The sequence below is a fragment of the Streptomyces sp. ISL-12 genome (assembly GCF_018614415.1).
Lineage (GTDB): Bacteria > Actinomycetota > Actinomycetes > Streptomycetales > Streptomycetaceae > Streptomyces.
Genome location: NZ_JAGGOO010000127.1, coordinates 1 through 17,338, shown reverse-complemented (window position 1 = coordinate 17,338; position 17,338 = coordinate 1). Strand labels below are relative to the sequence as shown.

The 17,338-nt window shown below is 70.1% G+C and carries 18 protein-coding genes and 1 tRNA gene; 12 read left to right on the top strand and 7 right to left on the bottom strand.

Features of this window, described 5'->3' with window-relative positions:
- The first annotated feature begins 159 nt into the window (after positions 1-159).
- The 4 genes from J7I94_RS30630 (at position 160) to J7I94_RS38750 (ending at position 4,821) form a co-directional block, all read left to right on the top strand.
- On the top strand, positions 160-2,451 hold the full coding sequence (locus tag J7I94_RS30630) for a DEAD/DEAH box helicase (protein WP_215172330.1): 2,292 nt from the start codon (positions 160-162) through the stop codon (positions 2,449-2,451).
- 111 nt (positions 2,452-2,562) lie between these two features.
- Positions 2,563-4,098 carry an amino acid permease gene (locus J7I94_RS30625; RefSeq protein WP_215172328.1) on the top strand — a complete coding sequence of 512 codons (1,536 nt, stop codon included), beginning with the start codon at positions 2,563-2,565 and terminating at the stop codon, positions 4,096-4,098.
- A 98-nt stretch (positions 4,099-4,196) separates the two neighbouring features.
- Positions 4,197-4,272: transfer RNA gene (locus tag J7I94_RS30620), tRNA-Lys, on the top strand.
- Between the two features lie 321 nt (positions 4,273-4,593).
- Positions 4,594-4,821 (top strand): helix-turn-helix domain-containing protein, encoded by a 228-nt coding sequence (locus J7I94_RS38750; RefSeq protein WP_215172326.1) that lies wholly within the window; start codon positions 4,594-4,596, stop codon positions 4,819-4,821.
- A gap of 80 nt (positions 4,822-4,901) precedes the next feature.
- Here J7I94_RS38750 and J7I94_RS30610 read toward each other — a convergent pair whose 3' ends face one another.
- Positions 4,902-5,954 (bottom strand): methyltransferase domain-containing protein, encoded by a 1,053-nt coding sequence (locus J7I94_RS30610; protein ID WP_251075975.1) that lies wholly within the window; start codon positions 5,952-5,954, stop codon positions 4,902-4,904.
- Between the two features lie 77 nt (positions 5,955-6,031).
- Positions 6,032-6,856 (bottom strand): radical SAM protein, encoded by an 825-nt coding sequence (locus tag J7I94_RS30605; protein ID WP_251075980.1) that lies wholly within the window; start codon positions 6,854-6,856, stop codon positions 6,032-6,034.
- Here J7I94_RS30605 and J7I94_RS39090 point away from each other — a divergent pair.
- Positions 6,801-6,923 carry a hypothetical protein gene (locus tag J7I94_RS39090; RefSeq protein WP_285442754.1) on the top strand — a complete coding sequence of 41 codons (123 nt, stop codon included), beginning with the start codon at positions 6,801-6,803 and terminating at the stop codon, positions 6,921-6,923. The genes J7I94_RS30605 and J7I94_RS39090 overlap by 56 nt on opposite strands.
- Before the next feature lie 119 nt (positions 6,924-7,042).
- On the opposite strand, the gene J7I94_RS30600 is transcribed toward J7I94_RS39090, so the two are convergent.
- Together J7I94_RS30600 and J7I94_RS30595 are read right to left on the bottom strand one after the other, a co-directional pair.
- Complete coding sequence (locus J7I94_RS30600; protein ID WP_251075974.1) at positions 7,043-7,570, bottom strand: hypothetical protein; 528 nt, start codon at positions 7,568-7,570, stop codon at positions 7,043-7,045.
- A gap of 188 nt (positions 7,571-7,758) precedes the next feature.
- The gene (locus J7I94_RS30595; protein WP_215172320.1) at positions 7,759-8,958 is read right to left on the bottom strand and encodes a transcriptional regulator; all 1,200 of its coding nucleotides are present in this window, start codon (positions 8,956-8,958) and stop codon (positions 7,759-7,761) included.
- A gap of 83 nt (positions 8,959-9,041) precedes the next feature.
- On the opposite strand from J7I94_RS30595, the gene J7I94_RS30590 reads away from it, so the two are divergent.
- The 3 genes from J7I94_RS30590 to J7I94_RS30580 all read left to right on the top strand — a co-directional run bounded on the left by J7I94_RS30590 (position 9,042) and on the right by J7I94_RS30580 (position 11,255).
- The gene (locus tag J7I94_RS30590; RefSeq protein ID WP_215172318.1) at positions 9,042-9,710 is read left to right on the top strand and encodes an HAD family hydrolase; all 669 of its coding nucleotides are present in this window, start codon (positions 9,042-9,044) and stop codon (positions 9,708-9,710) included.
- A gap of 342 nt (positions 9,711-10,052) precedes the next feature.
- The gene (locus tag J7I94_RS30585; RefSeq protein WP_308114767.1) at positions 10,053-10,712 is read left to right on the top strand and encodes a DUF5919 domain-containing protein; all 660 of its coding nucleotides are present in this window, start codon (positions 10,053-10,055) and stop codon (positions 10,710-10,712) included.
- Positions 10,713-11,075: 363 nt separating this feature from the next.
- The gene (locus J7I94_RS30580; RefSeq protein WP_215172314.1) at positions 11,076-11,255 is read left to right on the top strand and encodes a hypothetical protein; all 180 of its coding nucleotides are present in this window, start codon (positions 11,076-11,078) and stop codon (positions 11,253-11,255) included.
- Positions 11,256-11,594: 339 nt separating this feature from the next.
- Here J7I94_RS30580 and J7I94_RS30575 read toward each other — a convergent pair whose 3' ends face one another.
- Positions 11,595-12,008: an ATP-binding protein gene (locus tag J7I94_RS30575; protein ID WP_215172313.1), complete on the bottom strand. Its 414-nt coding sequence runs from the start codon at positions 12,006-12,008 to the stop codon at positions 11,595-11,597.
- 105 nt (positions 12,009-12,113) lie between these two features.
- A complete protein-coding gene (locus J7I94_RS30570; protein ID WP_215172311.1) occupies positions 12,114-12,527 on the bottom strand; it encodes an FhaA domain-containing protein in 414 nt (137 codons plus the stop codon).
- A 449-nt stretch (positions 12,528-12,976) separates the two neighbouring features.
- Between J7I94_RS30570 and J7I94_RS30565 the strand changes: the two genes are divergently transcribed.
- The 4 genes from J7I94_RS30565 to J7I94_RS30550 all read left to right on the top strand — a co-directional run bounded on the left by J7I94_RS30565 (position 12,977) and on the right by J7I94_RS30550 (position 15,831).
- Complete coding sequence (locus J7I94_RS30565) at positions 12,977-13,180, top strand: cold-shock protein (RefSeq protein ID WP_014145516.1); 204 nt, start codon at positions 12,977-12,979, stop codon at positions 13,178-13,180.
- A 345-nt stretch (positions 13,181-13,525) separates the two neighbouring features.
- Positions 13,526-15,022, top strand: coding sequence for a DEAD/DEAH box helicase (locus tag J7I94_RS30560; RefSeq protein WP_215172309.1), 1,497 nt, complete (start codon positions 13,526-13,528; stop codon positions 15,020-15,022).
- 46 nt (positions 15,023-15,068) lie between these two features.
- Entirely contained in the window at positions 15,069-15,473 is a 405-nt protein-coding gene (locus J7I94_RS30555) for a CBS domain-containing protein (protein WP_215172307.1), read from the top strand.
- A 49-nt stretch (positions 15,474-15,522) separates the two neighbouring features.
- Positions 15,523-15,831: an SCO5918 family protein gene (locus tag J7I94_RS30550; RefSeq protein ID WP_215172305.1), complete on the top strand. Its 309-nt coding sequence runs from the start codon at positions 15,523-15,525 to the stop codon at positions 15,829-15,831.
- Between the two features lie 108 nt (positions 15,832-15,939).
- Here J7I94_RS30550 and J7I94_RS30545 read toward each other — a convergent pair whose 3' ends face one another.
- Positions 15,940-16,299 carry a hypothetical protein gene (locus tag J7I94_RS30545; protein WP_215172303.1) on the bottom strand — a complete coding sequence of 120 codons (360 nt, stop codon included), beginning with the start codon at positions 16,297-16,299 and terminating at the stop codon, positions 15,940-15,942.
- Between the last annotated feature and the right edge of the window lie 1,039 nt (positions 16,300-17,338).

Here is a 17,338-nt window from a genome sequence, read left to right as displayed (position 1 = left end):
GTTTGATCCCATTTGCCCGGCGCCAACGCAGAGCGCGCCGTGTGGCGCGTACTCTCTCCCTTGCCGTGGTGGACCGCATTGAGGCGGTCGTATTGCGAATCGCGAATCACGGAGTTGACGGGCGCGTGCCGACGAGACTCCGGAAGGTTTCGCATTCGCATGTCCATCACCAGTACTGATCACGTCGTCGTGCCCGAGAACATCGAGGGCACCGAGGACACCAACCCCGCCGTGGAGACCGTCGAGGCCGCCGAGGCCGTCGAGGTCACGGAGGCTCCCGAGGCGGCCGCCAAGGCCCCCGAGTCCTCCGGGCCCACCTTCGCAAACCTCGGTCTGCCGGAGGGCGTCGTGCGCAAGCTCGCGCAGAACGGCGTGACGAGCCCCTTCCCGATCCAGGCCGCGACCATCCCGGACGCCCTGGCCGGCAAGGACATCCTCGGCCGCGGCCGCACCGGCTCCGGCAAGACCCTCTCCTTCGGTCTGCCGACCCTGGCCACGCTGGCCGGCGGCCGCACCGAGAAGCACAAGCCGCGGGCCGTCATCCTGACGCCCACCCGCGAGCTGGCCATGCAGGTCGCCGACGCGCTCCAGCCGTACGGCGACGTCCTCGGCCTGAAGATGAAGGTCGTCTGCGGCGGCACCTCCATGGGCAACCAGATCTACGCCCTGGAACGCGGCGTCGACGTCCTCGTCGCCACCCCGGGCCGCCTGCGGGACATCATCAACCGCGGCGCCTGCTCCCTGGAGAACGTTCAGATCACCGTCCTCGACGAGGCCGACCAGATGTCCGACCTGGGCTTCCTGCCCGAGGTCACCGAACTGCTCGACCAGGTCCCGGCCGGCGGTCAGCGCATGCTCTTCTCCGCGACCATGGAGAACGAGATCAAGACCCTCGTCGACCGGTACCTGAAGAACCCGGCGACCCACGAGGTCGACGCGGCGCAGGGCGCGGTGACGACCATGTCGCACCACATCCTGGTCGTGAAGCCCAAGGACAAGGCGCCGGTCACCGCGGCCATCGCCTCCCGCAAGGGCCGCACCATCATCTTCGTCCGCACCCAGCTCGGCGCCGACCGCGTCGCCGAGCAGCTGCGGGACGCCGGGGTGAAGGCCGACGCGCTGCACGGCGGCATGACCCAGGGCGCCCGCACCCGGACGCTGGCCGACTTCAAGGACGGCTACGTCAACGTCCTCGTCGCCACCGACGTCGCCGCGCGCGGCATCCACGTCGACGGCATCGACCTGGTCCTCAACGTGGACCCGGCCGGCGACCACAAGGACTACCTGCACCGGGCCGGCCGTACCGCCCGCGCGGGCCGCACCGGCACGGTCGTCTCCCTCTCCCTGCCGCACCAGCGCCGTCAGATCTTCCGGCTGATGGAGGACGCGGGCGTCGACGCCGGGCGTCACATCATCCAGGGCGGCGCCGCCTTCGACCCCGAGGTCGCCGAGATCACCGGCGCCCGTTCGATGACCGAGGTGCAGGCGGAGTCGGCGGGCAACGCCGCTCAGCAGGCCGAGCGCGAGGTCGCCCAGCTCACCAAGGAGCTGGAGCGGGCGCAGCGGCGCGCGAACGAGCTGCGCGAGGAGGCCGACCGCCTCGTCGCCCGGGTCGCGCGCGAGCGCGGCGAGGACCCCGCGGCGGCGGTCGCCGAGGCGGCGGCCACGGCCGGGACCGGCGAGTCCGCCGAGAACGCCGGGAACGCCGGGATCTCGCTGCCGGAGCAGCCGGTGGCGCGTGACGTCGAGCGGATCGACCGGGCCGAGTCCGGCCCGGCGCCGTACGAGCGGCGTGAGCGGCGCGGCGACCGTGGCGGCTTCCGTCGCGACGACCGTGGTGACCGTCGTGACGACCGCCGTGACGACCGTGGTGGGCGTTCGTTCGAGCGTCGTGACGACCGCGGCGGCTTCCGCCGCGATGACCGTCGTGACGGCGACCGTGGCGGCTTCCGCCGCGACGACCGTGGTGACCGTCGTGACGACCGCCGTGACGACCGTGGTGGGCGTTCGTTCGAGCGTCGTGACGACCGTGGTGGTTTCCGCCGTGACGACCGTCGTGACGGCGACCGTGGCGGCTTCCGCCGCGACGACCGTGGTGACCGTCGTGACGACCGCCGTGACGACCGTCGCGACGACCGTGGTGGGCGTTCGTTCGAGCGTCGTGACGACCGCGGCGGCTTCCGCCGTGACGACCGCACCGACCGCACCGACCGCCGTGACGGCGACCGCGGTGGGCGTTCGTTCGAGCGTCGCGATGACCGAGGCGGTTTCCGCCGCGACGACCGTGGCGGCCACCGCGGCAGCGACCGTCCGTTCAACCGTGACCGCCAGGGCGACCGCCCCGGCTTCCGCTCGGGCGGCAACGACCGTCCCTTCGGCCGCCGCGACGACCACCGGGGTTCGTCCTTCGGCCGCCGTGACGACAAGCCGCGCTGGAAGCGCAACGGCTGACGCACACCCGCACTGAGCGCCGCGGCCCCCACCGACACCGGTGGGGGCCACGGCGTTTTCGTACGCCCCTGTGGCGCATGTCACCCTCGTCGGCTGGGAATCGCTGGGGTCATGACAGATGACGCCCGGGCGAACGGTCCGTCGGACGAGGAACGGCTGGCCCAGCTCGGCTACACCCAGGTCCTGGCCCGCCGCATGTCGGCGTTCTCCAACTACGCGGTCTCCTTCACGATCATCTCGGTCCTGTCCGGCTGCCTGACCCTCTACCTCTTCGGCATGAACACCGGCGGCCCCGCCGTCATCACCTGGGGCTGGGTCGCCGTAGGCCTGATGACCCTCCTGGTGGGCCTGGCGATGGCCGAGATCTGCTCGGCGTACCCGACCTCGGCGGGCCTGTACTTCTGGGCCCACCGCCTCGCGCCACCGCGTACGGCCGCGGCCTGGGCGTGGTTCACGGGCTGGTTCAACGTGCTCGGTCAGGTGGCGGTGACGGCCGGCATCGACTTCGGCGCGGCGTCCTTCCTGGGCGCCTACCTGAACCTGCAGTTCGGCTTCGAGGTCACCCCGGGCCGCACGATCCTCCTCTTCGCCGCCATCCTGATCCTGCACGGCCTGCTGAACACCTTCGGCGTCCGCATCGTCGGCCTGCTCAACAGCGTCAGCGTGTGGTGGCACGTGGTCGGCGTGGCGGTGATCGTCGGCGCGCTCACCTTTGCCCCCGACCACCACCAGCCGGCGTCCTTCGTCTTCGGCGAGTTCGTCAACAACACGGGCTGGGGCAGCGGCCCGTACGTCGTCCTCCTGGGCCTCCTGATGGCCCAGTACACCTTCACCGGCTACGACGCCTCCGCCCACATGACGGAGGAGACCCGGGACGCCGCGACGGCCGGTCCGAAGGGCATCGTCCGCTCCATCTGGACCTCCTGGATCGCCGGCTTCGTCCTCCTCCTCGGCTTCACCTTCGCCATCCAGTCCTACGAGGGTGCCCTGACCTCCCCGACCGGCGCCCCGCCCGCCCAGATCCTCCTGGACGCGCTCGGCGCGACAGCCGGCAAGCTGCTGCTCCTCGTCGTGATCGGCGCGCAGCTCTTCTGCGGCATGGCGTCCGTGACCGCCAACAGCCGCATGATCTACGCCTTCTCCCGCGACGGCGCGCTGCCCTTCTCCCACGTCTGGCACACCGTCAGCCCCCGCACCCGCACCCCGGTGGCGGCGGTGTGGCTCGCCGCCCTGGCCGCGCTGGCGCTGGGCCTGCCGTACCTGATCAACGTCACCGCGTACGCCGCGGTGACCTCCATCGCCGTCATCGGCCTCTACATCGCCTACGTCGTCCCGACCCTGCTGCGCGTCCGCAAGGGCGCCGCCTTCGAACGCGGCCCGTGGCACCTGGGCCGCTGGTCGCAGGCGGTCGGCATGGCGGCGGTGGCCTGGGTCGCCGTCATCACGGTCCTCTTCATGCTGCCCCAGGTCTCCCCGGTCACCTGGGAGACCTTCAACTACGCCCCGGTCGCCGTCCTGGTCGTCCTGGGCTCCTCGGCGACCTGGTGGTTCGCCTCGGCCCGGCACTGGTTCCTCAACCCGGACCACGAACGCACCCGCTCCCGCCCGGCCGCCCGCGCGAACGCCCCCGAGCCGGTCGATCCCTGACAACTCCCCCCTCGGCGCGCCCCCGACGTGGCCGTGTCCCCGATACCCGATCGGCTCGGCGGCCACGTGGGGCTATGCTCGGGGAGGCGACATCGCCTGGGCCCTTAGCTCAATTGGCAGAGCAGTGGACTTTTAATCCATTGGTTGTGGGTTCGAGTCCCACAGGGCCTACCAGAAGGACCCCAGCTCAGAGACTTACTGAGTTGGGGTCCTGTCCGTTTCGGGGTGGTCCCTTGATCGTTTGCTGGCTCGCTGCTGGCCCGAGTGGTCGGCGGGTGCGTGAGTAAGCGTGATCCGGGCCGGGCCAACTCGGCGCACGAGAAAGGGCGGTCACCTCAGTGGGGTGGCCGCCCTTCCCTGCGTCCGGCGTCCTGTCCTGAGGCGCCCTCCCGGGCGTCTGCAACGCCATCAGCAGGTATGTGGGATGAATCAAGATCACAAAAAGCCTGGTGACACCAGGCTGACAGGCGATCACGCAGGTCAGAGGTTTGTCGAGTGCCACCAGACCTCGACGACTACAGCCGCGATGCGCAACGCATCGGCAGGCGTATCCGTGAGGTTCGCGAGCACAAGAACCTCACCCAGGAGCAGCTGCTCCTGGCTGTGTCGATGAACCGCGCCTACTACCAGGACATCGAGGCCGGCCGCGCCAACCCGACTCTGCGGACGCTGCTGCGTATCGCCCGTGCTCTCGACGTGCCCCTCGCCGACCTGGTGCGGTGACGGCCGCCCCTGACGGGGTGCAGGGGCGGCCGTTCCGTCGGCGCAGCGTGAGCGCACACGGACGCACGCCGTCGCGTGCTCTACAGCTGCTTGTGCCAGCCGCCGCGGGACAGTCGGGTGCGGCCGTCGGGCAAGATGCGGACGCGGGCGCCGCGTACCGGTAGCTCGCCGTGCTGGAGCCAGTAGGCGCGGATCTCGTCGAGGATGTCCCACAGGCGCCGCGGGCCTGACTGGTGGACGGTGGGCGGCTCGGTGCCGCTGCCGGTAGCTCGGGCCCACGAGCCGTCCGCATGCGCCATGATCGCGGTCCGCTGCTCTCCCCGTTCCTCGTAGGAGTGCTCGATGCCCGGCGCGATGATGCCGAGCATCGAGTCGACGTCCCACGCCTGGGCCACATCGAGCACCGGGTAGGGAGAGGTCGAGACCTCGTCGCCCTCCGCGTGATGAGCGGCGGCCAGGACCTCGGCGACCTCGGGCGGGTAGTCGTCGCCGTGGCGGGCCTGCATGAACCCGGCCCGGTCCCACTCCACCCGGCCGCGGGCCGAGCCGTCCTCTTCCTTCTCGGCGGTGAGGATCAGCGACGTACCGGCGATGGTGGTAACCAGCCGGCCGCCAACGCACAGGGCGGTGAGCCAGCTTTCCGGGACGCTCCGGACGGAGACGGTGGCCACGATCCGGTCGAACTGGCCTTCCGTAGCGGGCAGCGGCCCGGTCGCGTCGACCGCGGCCACACGGGGAGTGAGACCGATCGATCGCAGTCTTTCCTGGGCGGAGTCCACGAGGTGCGGGTCCACGTCCACGCTCGTGACCGCCTCGTCGCCGAGGCGCCAGCACGCGAGGGCTGTCCCGTAGCCGCTGCCCGTGCCGACGTCCAGCAGCTCGTCGCCGTCGCCGATCCGGGCGTGCTGGAGCATCCGGACGGTCAGGCTGGGCAGCGTCGCGGACGAGGTGGGACGCCCGGTCGGGTGGTCGTCCGGCTTGGCGAAGTCGGCGTGCAGCGCACCGACACGGGTGATCAGCGAGCGGTCATCGTAGGCGGCGGCGAACCACTCGGCCTCGGTGCCCGGCTCGCGCAGCGTCCACTGCCCGTCCAGGCGGTCCCACCACTGCGGGACGAACAGGTGCCGGGGCATACGCGCTACCGCCTGACGCCAGCACGAGGCGCGGTGCGTGACACGGCCGGCGAGTTCTGTGGCGTGCTTCTCCCAGATCACGCGGTCACCTCCAGGCTGGGGGCAGGCCCCGGTGCGAAGTCGTAGGCAGGGTCGCACGCCTCGGTGTTGGCCGGGTCGCAGTCTCCGCTGTCGTCCGGAGGGCAGGCCGCGCGCGGGGCCGGTACGGCGTCGGTGAGCTGCTGCCACCGGTCGCTGCGCAGGATCTCTGCCAGGCGCTGCTCGCGAACGTTCCCGGCGACCAGGAAGCGGGACAGGATGCAGCCAGAGACCGCGCCGTCCGGGTCGACCGAGACGCGGTGCCGGAAGCAGTGCCCGCACAGCTCGCCCGTCGACGGGATGACGACGGCCGGGTCGGCAGCTCGCCCGACCCGGCGGACGCGGTCGACCTGGATACGGGTGACACCCAGGCGGCGCAGGTCCTCCTGCGCCTGGGCGACGCGCTGCCCTTCGAGGACCTTGACAATGCCGGCGCGCAGAGGGATGCCGCGACGGACGGCCTCGGCGATGTTGTCCCGGGTGCGGCGGTGGCTGCCGGGCCCGTTGGTGATCTGCTCGTGCTGGTCGGCCTGGTCGCTGTAGTAGCTGGTGGCCAGCGAGACGCCGGGGCGCTCGAAGCACTTCCACAGGCCGGGCCGGATGTGAGCGAGGTTGGAGTACACCTCGACCTTCAGCCCGGCGGCCAGGGCGTGGTCGACGTACTGGGGCAGGTAGGGGGCGAGCGTCGGTTCACCGCCGATGAACTGGACCGCCGGGATGCCGAGGGCGGCGACGTCGGTGATGACGTCAAGCCAGTTCTGCGGGGACATGGACCCAGGGGATGCCTTCGGCCCGGAACTGGTGCAGCAGTGGCTGCACGACAGTTGGCAGCGGCCGGTGATCTCCAGCTCTACCGAGCGGATACCGGCTACCGGCGACACTGCGGTCTGAGGGATGGCTGTACTCATTCGTCCTCCGTAGTTGGCAGTTCCCTGGTGCGGGAGATCTGACGTGCGACTCCTGTCCCCGCGGTCGCCGTAGCGCCCCGCCTCACCGGAGCAGGCGGCCTGTCAGTGACGCGGAGTGAGTGGGGCATCCGTCGGCCACGGGGCCCGATCTTCGTCCAGCCCGTGAAGGCCGGCGGCGATCAGACGGGCGACGGCGAGGGGCTCGCAGAGACTGGCCATCGACGCCATCGGCACCGACCAGTAGGACCTGGCGCCCACAGGCGGGAAGGACACGGCGTCGAGCCGCGGCACCCCCAGGTAGGTGCCGCGGCCGAGACACTCCACCCCCTGGCTCTGCCAGTCCTCTGCGGCCTGCTGCCATGTCCTGGGGACGCTCGCGGGAACGAGTGCGTAGTAGCGGGGGCCGTAGACGTCACAGATGACCGGCCCGCCGTCGAGGACGTCCGCCAGGGCTCTGTCGATGATGAGCGGGTCGGTGCTGGCGGCGACGGTCTGGACGAGACGGCCGGGGATGCGCACGGCTGAGAAGAGGGCCCCAAGGCGCAGTGTGGCCACGCCCAGCGCCTGCCACTCCGCCCGGGCCTGCGCGCGGGACGGGTGCGCGGAGAGCAGCCACTGTTCAGTGGCCAACCGGCGGTCGGCAGCGCAGTGCACGGGGACGCCACGCTGTACCTCGACCGGTCGCGGGACAGGCTGTGCTGGGTCGCTCGACATGGCCAGGGCCTCCACGGTGGGTGTGCTCCGTCTCACACACCTGACCGTAGGTTTGGTCCTGCAATTTCACCCGAGCTGACAGTTCGGGTGAGCCAGCGGCTCGTTCAGACGAGGCCGATCCGTGCTGCCAACTGCTCCGCCTGTCGCGCGTGCATCGCCCGCGCTCGGCGGATGACCGTCAGCACGAGCTGGCGGGCGAGTGGCGTCCGGGCCAGATCCTCCGGGGCGGTCGCCTCCAAGCCGAGGAGGGCGAGCAGCGCCGCGGCATCGTCCCGGCGCTGGCTGTGGCAGGCGGCCACCTCCAGCCCGAACGTGAACTCCCGCTCCAGCGACGGCAGCGGGCCGGTGTCGATGGCGTCCGCGGTGTGCAGGGCCTCGCCGGTCTCGCCGGCCTCCATGTCGATGGACAGGGCGTGCAGTGCCACGTTGGTCGGCCCGAACACAGTCCAGGCGACATTGCTGCTCTCGGGTACCTGTCGAGACGCAGGCGCTGCGTGCTGGGTCAGCCGGTCCCGGGCCTCCCACCACCGGCGGCGGCGCGCGGCCCCCACAACAGCGACGAGCTGGAGTGCACCGCCCATCGCTGTCCGCTCGACCTGCGGCATCGTGGCCCCTTCGACCTGCTCGGCCGCGCGGAGAGCCAGTTCCTCGGCCTCTCCCGGCTGGCCGGCGGCGAGCAGGACGTGGCCCAAGTTCCACTGCGCAGCGGCGATACGCAGCGGGTCGTCGGCGTCCTCGGCCGCGCGCATGGCCCGGTCGGCTGCGAGGGTGGCAAGGTCGAGGCGGCCGGTTCGACGAAGGTACGAGCGGAGCAGGCAGTACAGGTCGGCCGCCGCCCGCAGTACGGCCCGCCGCTCGGCCGGATCAGCGCCAGCGCGGGCGGCACGCACCGCGTGCTCAACATCGGCGACGAGGACAGGCAGCACCTCGGCGGCCTCCGTGAAGCGGGTGCCGCTCGTCTGCCAGCTCGTCCACGCGGCCTCGACCCGTTCTCTCAGCACGGCTGATGCTACGGCGGGAGCGCTGCGGGCCGGGCCGTAGCCGAGGAGCGCGCGGCCCACGGCGGCCTCAGCGGTGTCAGCTGACTCGGCGGTCTCGGGGGCCTGATCGGACAGCAGGGCAGCGACCGGCACGCCCAGCTCCTGTGCGAGGGCATACAACATCGGCACCGACGGCACCTTGACGCCGCGTTCGATCTGCGACAGGTAGTCCGGCGAGATGCCGACCAGGCCAGCGACGGCATCCTGCCGACGTCCGCCGCGGTAGTGCTTGATGCGGTCCCCGATGGGGAGATCTGCATGCAACCATGCGCCACTCCTCGCTCCGTCCTCTGAGCGTAGGGTGCCCGATGCGTGGGGACCCCGTGTTCTGGAGAGAGGAGACGCCGGTGCCGGAGCTGGTGCTGTGGGACATCGACCATACGCTGATGGCGACGCGCGGCCTCGGCCGTGAGCTGTGGGCCGCAGCGTTCGAGCAGGTGACCGGGGTGGCGCTGCGAGAACAGGCGTCGGTGACGGGGTCAACGGAGCAGGTGATCCTGCGAGAGACCGCGCGCCTGCACGGCGTGGAGCACGACGAGACGCTGTTCACCCGGTTCGCTGACGCGCTCGGCGCCGTGCACGTTCGGCGGGCAGCTGAGCTGCGCGAGCGCGGGCACGCGTTGCCCGGGGCCGCCGCCGCTCTCGCTGCTCTGAGGGATCGGGGCGTGCGGCAGTCGGTGGTCACCGGCAACGTGCGCCAGGCCGCCGAGGTCAAGCTGGCGAGCTTCGGCCTCGACTCCTACCTGAACCTGGAGGAAGGCGCCTACGGTGAGGACGGGGAGCGCCGGCCCAAGTTGCTGCGGCTTGCCCTTGGGCGGGCGGGTGTCAAAGCGACAGGGGCCGTGTTCCTCGGGGACACCCCGGCCGACGTCGCGGGTGGGCACGAGGCGGGTGTCCGGGTGGTCGCAGTCGCCAGCGGCAAGACATCGGCGGCCGAGCTGGAGTCCGCAGGTGCAGAGATGGTGCTGGACGGTCTTGCCGACACAGCGCAGGTACTCGCCGCACTCCGGGCATGACGAAAGCGGCCCCGCTCTCCCGGAGGAGAGCGGGGCCGCGGTCATCGGGCGAAGAGGGCGAGCGCGCCGGTGGCTGCCCCGGCGACGCCGGCGAGGACGCCGATCGTGGGCATGGGCCAGCGAGCGCGTTCCAGGGTACGGATGCGGATCTCGTGGTCCTGGACGTCGGAGCGGATGTCCTTGGCCTCGTCGAAGCTGCCAGACGGGGTCGATTTGGGGCGCCGCGCGCTACCGTCCTGAATGGCCTGAGTGTCCTGGGGGGGGGAAGCCTTGAATCTGGAGCTTCAGCGCGCTATTGACGCCGCCGGAATCAGCCGGTCCCGTCTCGCCCGTAGAGTCGGAGTGAGCAGCAAGACGGTGGACCGCTGGATCACGGACCCTGTCCGCGTCCCCCACCCGCAGGACGTGGCTGAGGCGTTAGGAGTGGACGCAGACGTGTTATGGCCGAAGATCCGAAGCGCAGTGAAGACGGGCCCCGACCGGGAGATCGTGGCGACATACCCGTATCGCAACGCCTGCCCGGCCGCCGTGTGGTCGCGGCTCCTCGATGACGCGACGCGAGAGATCACCTATGCGGGGTACACCAACTACTTCATCTGGCAGGAACAGCCGCGCGTCGGCGAGCGGCTCGCGGCCAAGGCCGCTGCGGGCTGTGCGGTGCGGTTCCTCGTCGGCGATCCCGAGTCCGAGGTGACGCGCCGGCGGGAGAAGATCGAAGCAGTCCCGCTCACCGTGTCCACGCGAATCCAGATCACGCTGGACGCCCTGAGCAGGATCGAGGGGGACGGCGTCGGGGCACGCCTGTCTGACGGGCACATCGCCCTGTCGGTGTTCCGGTTCGACGACGAGATGCTGGTGACGCCGCACCTGGCCAACCTGCTGGGGCACGACTCGCCATTGCTGCACCTGCGGCGCCGGGGTGATGGAGGGCTGTTCGACCGGTTCGCGGAGCACGTCGAGGCGCTGTGGACCGAGGCCCGGCCGGTGCTGGCCACCGGCTGACCCCGAACGCACGACAGCGGCCCCGCTCTCCCGAAGGAGAGCGGGGCCGCGGTCATGAGCTGATGTCGTGCAGGTACGGGAGGACCTCTTCGGGCACCCGGCTGAGGCGGGGGCGGGGGCTCCAACTGCTGGGCACGCATGTAGGCGACCAGCGACCTGGCCCATCCGGCGATGTACCGCAGCGCGAAGTCCTGCGCCGTGATCCTCGCCCGGTCCCTCTCGGCCTCCGCCCAGCCGGCGCCTGGTCCGGGACTACGAACGCCGCACCGACACCAGCGAAGCGGTCATCCTGTGGTCGATGACCATGCTCATGAGCCGCCGCCTGGCCGCCCGCGGTCAGGAGCCTGTTCTGGCGCGGGCAGCATGAACCTGCCCGGTTTCGCCTCGACCAGCCAGCCCCGTTCCACCAGCCGCTTCAGCCGGGCCCTCGCCCCTTCGACGCGGGAGGCGGACGCGCTGTCCCAGCCCAGCACCACCGCCGCCCGCCGGGCACCCAGCCCGTCGCCTCCCGCATCGACCGCGGCGGCCATCAACGTCTGGTAGTCCGGCCAACTCCGCCACCTCACTCGCGTGTCGCCGGTGCGGCACCGCCCGGCGAGGCCCGACCGCCTTTCTCCGCGGCACCTCGCCGGCCCCGTCGGCGGGTGCGTTCTCCTCGGCCAACGCTTCCAAATACTGCTCCAGGCCGATCACCCGGCGCCGGTGCACCTCTTCCGCCTCCGCCAGAGCCGCCCGCACCCGTTCCAGCTCGGCTTCGAGGTCATTCACCTGCGCGGCTGCGGCCTTCTGCCGCGTCTCCAGAACCGCCCGCATCGACGGCATCCGCTACCTCCACGACATCTCGCCCGGCAACAAGCCCAGGCTCCCGCGGCAGCTGCTACTTCATGCCTGACCAGCGAAGACGTCACACGAGGTTCGGAAAGAGAACGGTCTCTTACCCGCCGCATGGACCTCGACCCGCACCTCCGCCGACAACTCGTGCACCAGGTGCCAGCCGAACCCGCCCGGCCTGGTGGCGTCCAACGGCAGGGGCCGCGGTGGAACAGAACTGGCGTCCTGCACTGCCACCGTCACCGTGTCCGGTCCTGTCTCCAGACGAAACCGGGTCACCCCGCCGGCGTGTCGTGCCGCATTGGTGAACAGCTCCGATACCACCAGCAGTAGCGCATCCACCGCGCTCCCGCGCTCCGACGCGGCTGCGGGCAAGAACGCCCGGGTCACCTCCCTGGCCTGCGCCGCCGTTCTCAGGTTGCCGTCATCGAGGGGTCCGCGATCCTCCTCGGGCACATGCACCATCACCGTCTCCGGTTGTTCGGCACTCAGGTCCCTACCGCCTGCCCCGGAAAGATCGGATCATCCGGGAAATGTCCCGTCTGGAGGTGCCGGTGGCAGGACCGCTGGTCATCGCGTGGTGCGAGAACCCATGGGCAGCGGCTGCACTTCGGCTGGAGTGATGCGGCTGTGAATGCGGAACCGCCGGGTTGTGTCGTTCGGCGCGGGGCGCAGGTCGACGGCGACCGGGCCGGCGAAGGTGTAGCGCCGTTCGGCGGCGTGGCGGCGCACCTGGTTGGCGAGGACGGGTGCCACCGGCCAAGCGCTGGCCGACAACTGCTGGTGGATCTCCGGGAGCAGTTCGATGATGAAGGCGTTGGGCGCCACGACGCGCTGTCGGCCGACGATCAGGGCGTTGTCGTCACACTGCCGCAGCAGCATGGCCACGGCCTCGCCCTGCTCGTGCTTGGCGGGAAGTAAGAAGCCCCACAGGTTGGTCGTCCATCGCTCCATGACGCGTTCGCTGCTCTCGAGGAATCCCATCGGATGCGCCTGCCCTGCCGCAGACCGGACAGGCTCGCCCATAAGGGTGCCCGACCATCCAGTGATGAGCGCAGCCTTTGACACCGATGCCGGAGGTGATGTGGTCGTACGCCGGGGCGCTGGGCGTGCACCATGCTCTTCCCGAAACGTTGTGCTCCGGGTGAATCAATAGCTGTGCTCGCGAGCTGAGATTTCAACGGGACACGTAGACAGATTCTCTGCCGCAATAAGTGGAGTGGGACTCTTTACCGCACACAGGCCGCTGCGGCGTGCTACTGTCGATCTCAGTTGCAGTTGTGGTTCCCGAAACTTCAAGTGCTCTCCGGTCGGCTTCTATGCCGCTGGAAGCACTTTTGTATTTCCGGTCTTTTCCGGGCGGGGTGATCATCGCGGCGACATGGTGTCCGCGCTGTGCGGATCCCGATGCACTGCCCCAAAGGAGATATGACATGGCTGCTGGTACCGTGAAGTGGTTCAATGCGGAAAAGGGCTTCGGCTTCATCGAGCAGGACGGTGGCGGCGCTGACGTGTTCGCCCACTACTCGAACATCGCCGCCCAGGGCTTCCGCGAGCTGCTGGAGGGCCAGAAGGTGACCTTCGACATCGCGCAGGGCCAGAAGGGCCCGACGGCCGAGAACATCGTTCTCGCCTGACACTGACGCGCACTTTGTAGCTGGGGCCCGCATCCTTCGGGGTGCGGGCCCCAGCTGCTCGTATTTTCGCAGTGGTTTCACCTGTGGACGACAACCAGGAATCCGTTGGCTCAATGCACGGATCCTCCGTCAGGGGTGCCGACGCATCCCTTCACAGAGCTACATCGCAGTGGACGCCCCGAATATTGCGTCCCGCATCATGCCACTCATTTCAGCGCCTGCGCCCGCACATATTTACGTCGGCCAGATCCGCTTTCGCGTACCACCGGCCCTTTCTTGCAATTCTCCGTGCTGCTCATTGCTGCGGGAATTCCTTGATATGTGCCGCATCGAGGAAGGTTCCGCATGAACCGCACACGCACGAACGACCGCTTCGCCCGCACCCGTAACGGCAGTGCCGACTCCGGAAGGGGTGGCAGCCGATACGGCTCGTCGGCCCCGCGCCGGTCCGGCGGGCCGAGCCGCTCCGGTGACTACGGCCGCCGGCCCGCCTCGGTCCAAGGGGAGTTCGCCCTCCCCAAGACGATCACCCCCGCGCTTCCCGCCGTGGAGGGCTTCGCCGATCTCGACATGCCCCGGGAGCTGCTGGCCGCGCTCGGTTCGCAAGGCGTGACCGTGCCCTTCCCGATCCAGGCCGCGACCCTGCCGAACTCCCTCGTCGGCCGGGACGTCCTCGGCCGCGGGCGCACCGGCTCCGGCAAGACCCTCGCCTTCGGTCTGGCGCTGCTGGCCCGTACGGCCGGGCAGCGCGCCGAGGCCAGGCAGCCGCTGGGGCTGATCCTCGTACCGACGCGTGAGCTGGCGCAGCAGGTCACCGACGCGCTCGCCCCGTACGCCCGCTCCGTGAAGCTGCGGCTGGCCACGGTGGTGGGCGGGATGTCGATCGGCAGGCAGGCGAGTGTGCTGCGGACCGGAGCGGAGGTCGTCGTCGCGACGCCGGGGCGGCTCAAGGACCTCATCGACCGCGGCGACTGCCGGTTGGACCAGGTCTCCATCACCGTCCTCGACGAGGCCGACCAGATGGCCGACATGGGCTTCATGCCGCAGGTCACCGCCCTTCTCGACCAGGTCCGCCCCGGGGGCCAGCGCATGCTGTTCTCGGCGACCCTCGACCGCAACGTCGACCTGCTGGTGCGGCGCTACCTCAGCGACCCCGTCGTGCACTCCGTCGACCCCTCGGCCGGCGCGGTCACGACGATGGAGCACCACGTGCTGCATGTCCACGGCGCCGACAAGCACACGGCCACCACCGAGATCGCCGCACGCGACGGCCGCGTGATCATGTTCCTCGACACCAAGCACGCCGTCGACCGCCTCACCGAGCATCTCCTGACCAGCGGAGTACGGGCCGCCGCCCTGCATGGCGGGAAGTCGCAGCCGCAGCGCACCCGCACGCTGGCGCAGTTCAAGACCGGGCACGTCAACGTGCTGGTGGCGACCAATGTCGCGGCGCGCGGCATCCACGTCGACAACCTCGACCTCGTCGTCAACGTCGACCCGCCGACCGACCACAAGGACTACCTCCACCGCGGCGGCAGGACCGCCCGCGCCGGCGAGTCCGGCAGTGTCGTCACCCTCGTCACCCCGAACCAGCGCCGCGACATGACCCGCCTCATGGCAGCGGCCGGCATCGTCCCGCAGACCACCCAGGTCCGCGCCGGCGAGGAGGCCCTGCACCGCATCACCGGCGCCCAGGCCCCCTCCGGCATCCCGGTCGTCATCACGGCGCCGGTGGCCGAACGCCCCAAGAAGCGCAGCGCCACTTCACGCGGCCGGCGCAGCTCCGCTTCGGCAGCTCGTCGCGCATCCGCACTGCAGTCCACGGCCGGGGCAGCCGCATAGAACCTTCGTGATCAGGAAGCCGGCCCAACTCCGCAGGAGGCACCCTTTGACGCTGGTCCAGATGCAGAGCCGCCCGGCGAGCGCCCACCCCGTGCACGGCACGGTGGCCGACGCCATGGACGCGGCCGGACCGCAGGTCTGGGAGGACATGACCGCGGAGGTGGCACTGTCCGTGATGGCCGCCGCCCGTACGGGTCATCTGGTCGTCTGCGACGAGGACGGTCTGTGCACCGGCCTGGTCACCCGGGCCAGGCTCACGGCCGTTCGTGGCAGCTCCGGATACACGGACCGGATCCGCCTGCGTGACATCGCCGACGTCATCGGGCCCTTCGCCTCGCCGCTGACCACGAGGGCCGAAGCCGAGCGTGGGATGCGCTGCCGCCAGCTCGGGGTCCTGCCCGTGGTCGACGAACACGGCAACGCTCTGGGCGTCCTCGCCCTCTCCCGCTGAACCGCTTCACGACGGCTGGCTCCGTCTCTCCTTCTCCCTGTGAGGCATCATGCGCTGTGTCATCGCCCGCTTCCCGTTCGACCTGACCAAGAGCGGCGTGCTGGAATCGATGAAGGGCGTCAAGCCCGAACCGGTCACCGGCGAGTTTGTGATCATCGGACGACGCCACTATCCCGTCAAGCAGGTCGGCCAGGTCATCACCCGCCAGGACCGCCGCGATTTCAGCGCCGCCGAAGTCCTCCGGGCCATGTCCCGGCTCGGCTTCACCTGTCGCGCCCTCCCCGAGGTCGCACCCGCGCGCATCGAAAGCCCGTTGCAGCGGGCTTCCGTAATGCTTGGCACCCCCCTGTCCGCCTGACCGACGGCAGGCACGAGCAGAGCAGAGCAGTGAGGGCCCTACCGGCGCGCGCCGGTAGGGCCCTCACTGCGTGCCGTGCCGGTCTCGACGCGGCGGCGGGTCAGCGGGTCAGTGGTCGGAGTAGCTGAAGTCGCCAACGGTCCAGGCGCTGACGTCCTCGATCGCGACGCGGTACATCCCGCCCGTCTCCGGGATCCCCACCGTGCCCTGAAGGATCCGGGCCACATGAAAGTGCAGATGCGTGGGCGGCCCGTCCTTCTTCGCAGGGGTGCCGAAGACAGCGGAGAACTCGCCCAGGTCGGAGGAATCAGTCAGAACCTCCGACACCCTCTGCCTCCACATGGCTTCCGGAGCCAGCCGACCGGTGATGACAGCACCACCGGCCACGACGGTCAGGGACATCCGATTGCTCTGCCCGGACTCCACAAGGGCGGCGATGTCAACGATCAGCTCGTCAGGCTTCGGCATGAGATCGGATTCTATGCACCGGCCCGCCCGGGCGGATTGGCCGGTGGCACTACCGCGCAGGACAGGCGCATTGGTGACGAGCCCAGACACGATCAGGACTGCGGTGTCCTCGGCTGCCCGGGCAATGGCCGGCTGCCCCAGGTCTTCAAGGAGGGCTCGCGCGGTACGGCGTGCGTCGGCAACGGCGGCGGTGGAGGGGAACTCGTGGCGTTGCTCGCCATCGTGCTCATCAGGGTCACCCTGGTCGCTGGATCGTCCATGCCCTGCCCTCGCCTACCCCGTGCCTGGGCTCCGCCCGCCACCACGCGCCGGCCGTCGGCGGCGTCACGGGAAGCCCGGCGGGCGGCTCTGGTCTCACCCGAGCGCCGGACCTGCGCTGCGGACGGTCCCGAGCATTCGCAGACCGGCCCAGGGAGAGACCTCATCGCCGGGCCGCACCAAATCTGCTCTTGCTGGAGTAGACATTCGTTGCTCGCGTGCTTATGGTTTCTCTCGTAGTCGAAATCGAGAAGGGCCCGGCAGACACGAACTGCCGGGCAGTAGTACCCGCATGACGGTCCGGTGGTGGAGTTTCGAAGCCAGATCTGTTGCACAACGGCGACGGGACTGACCACCGGACCGGGTGGCCCGCAGTGGTGAGGGGCCGCCGTGAGCAGGACCGCAGTTGACGCGGTTGCAGTACCAGCAGTGCTGTATTGAGCGGTGCCCTCGGTGAAGGCGTCGGGCTGCGGACGCGCGTGCCGGGGAGTGGCGCTGTGCCAGGCCACCAGCAGTTCGCGGTACAAGCAGTACGCATTCCCCGTTTGTAAGTGATCAGTTGAGAGGGAAGAACGGAGGAGTCGAGCGCCATCAGGATCGCCCGGGCGGAAGACTGAGCCCGGGTACCGCAGGACATCGATAGGCAGGTGGTCTCCGGTCACGCATCCGCGATCCCCGCACCCCCGTCGTATCGGACGGCTGTGCGGAAACAGAAGGCCGGCGCAGCACTAGGGCCGGCAGATGGTGTTGCAGTTCCTTCGGGGCCTTGGTGCCGTACGGC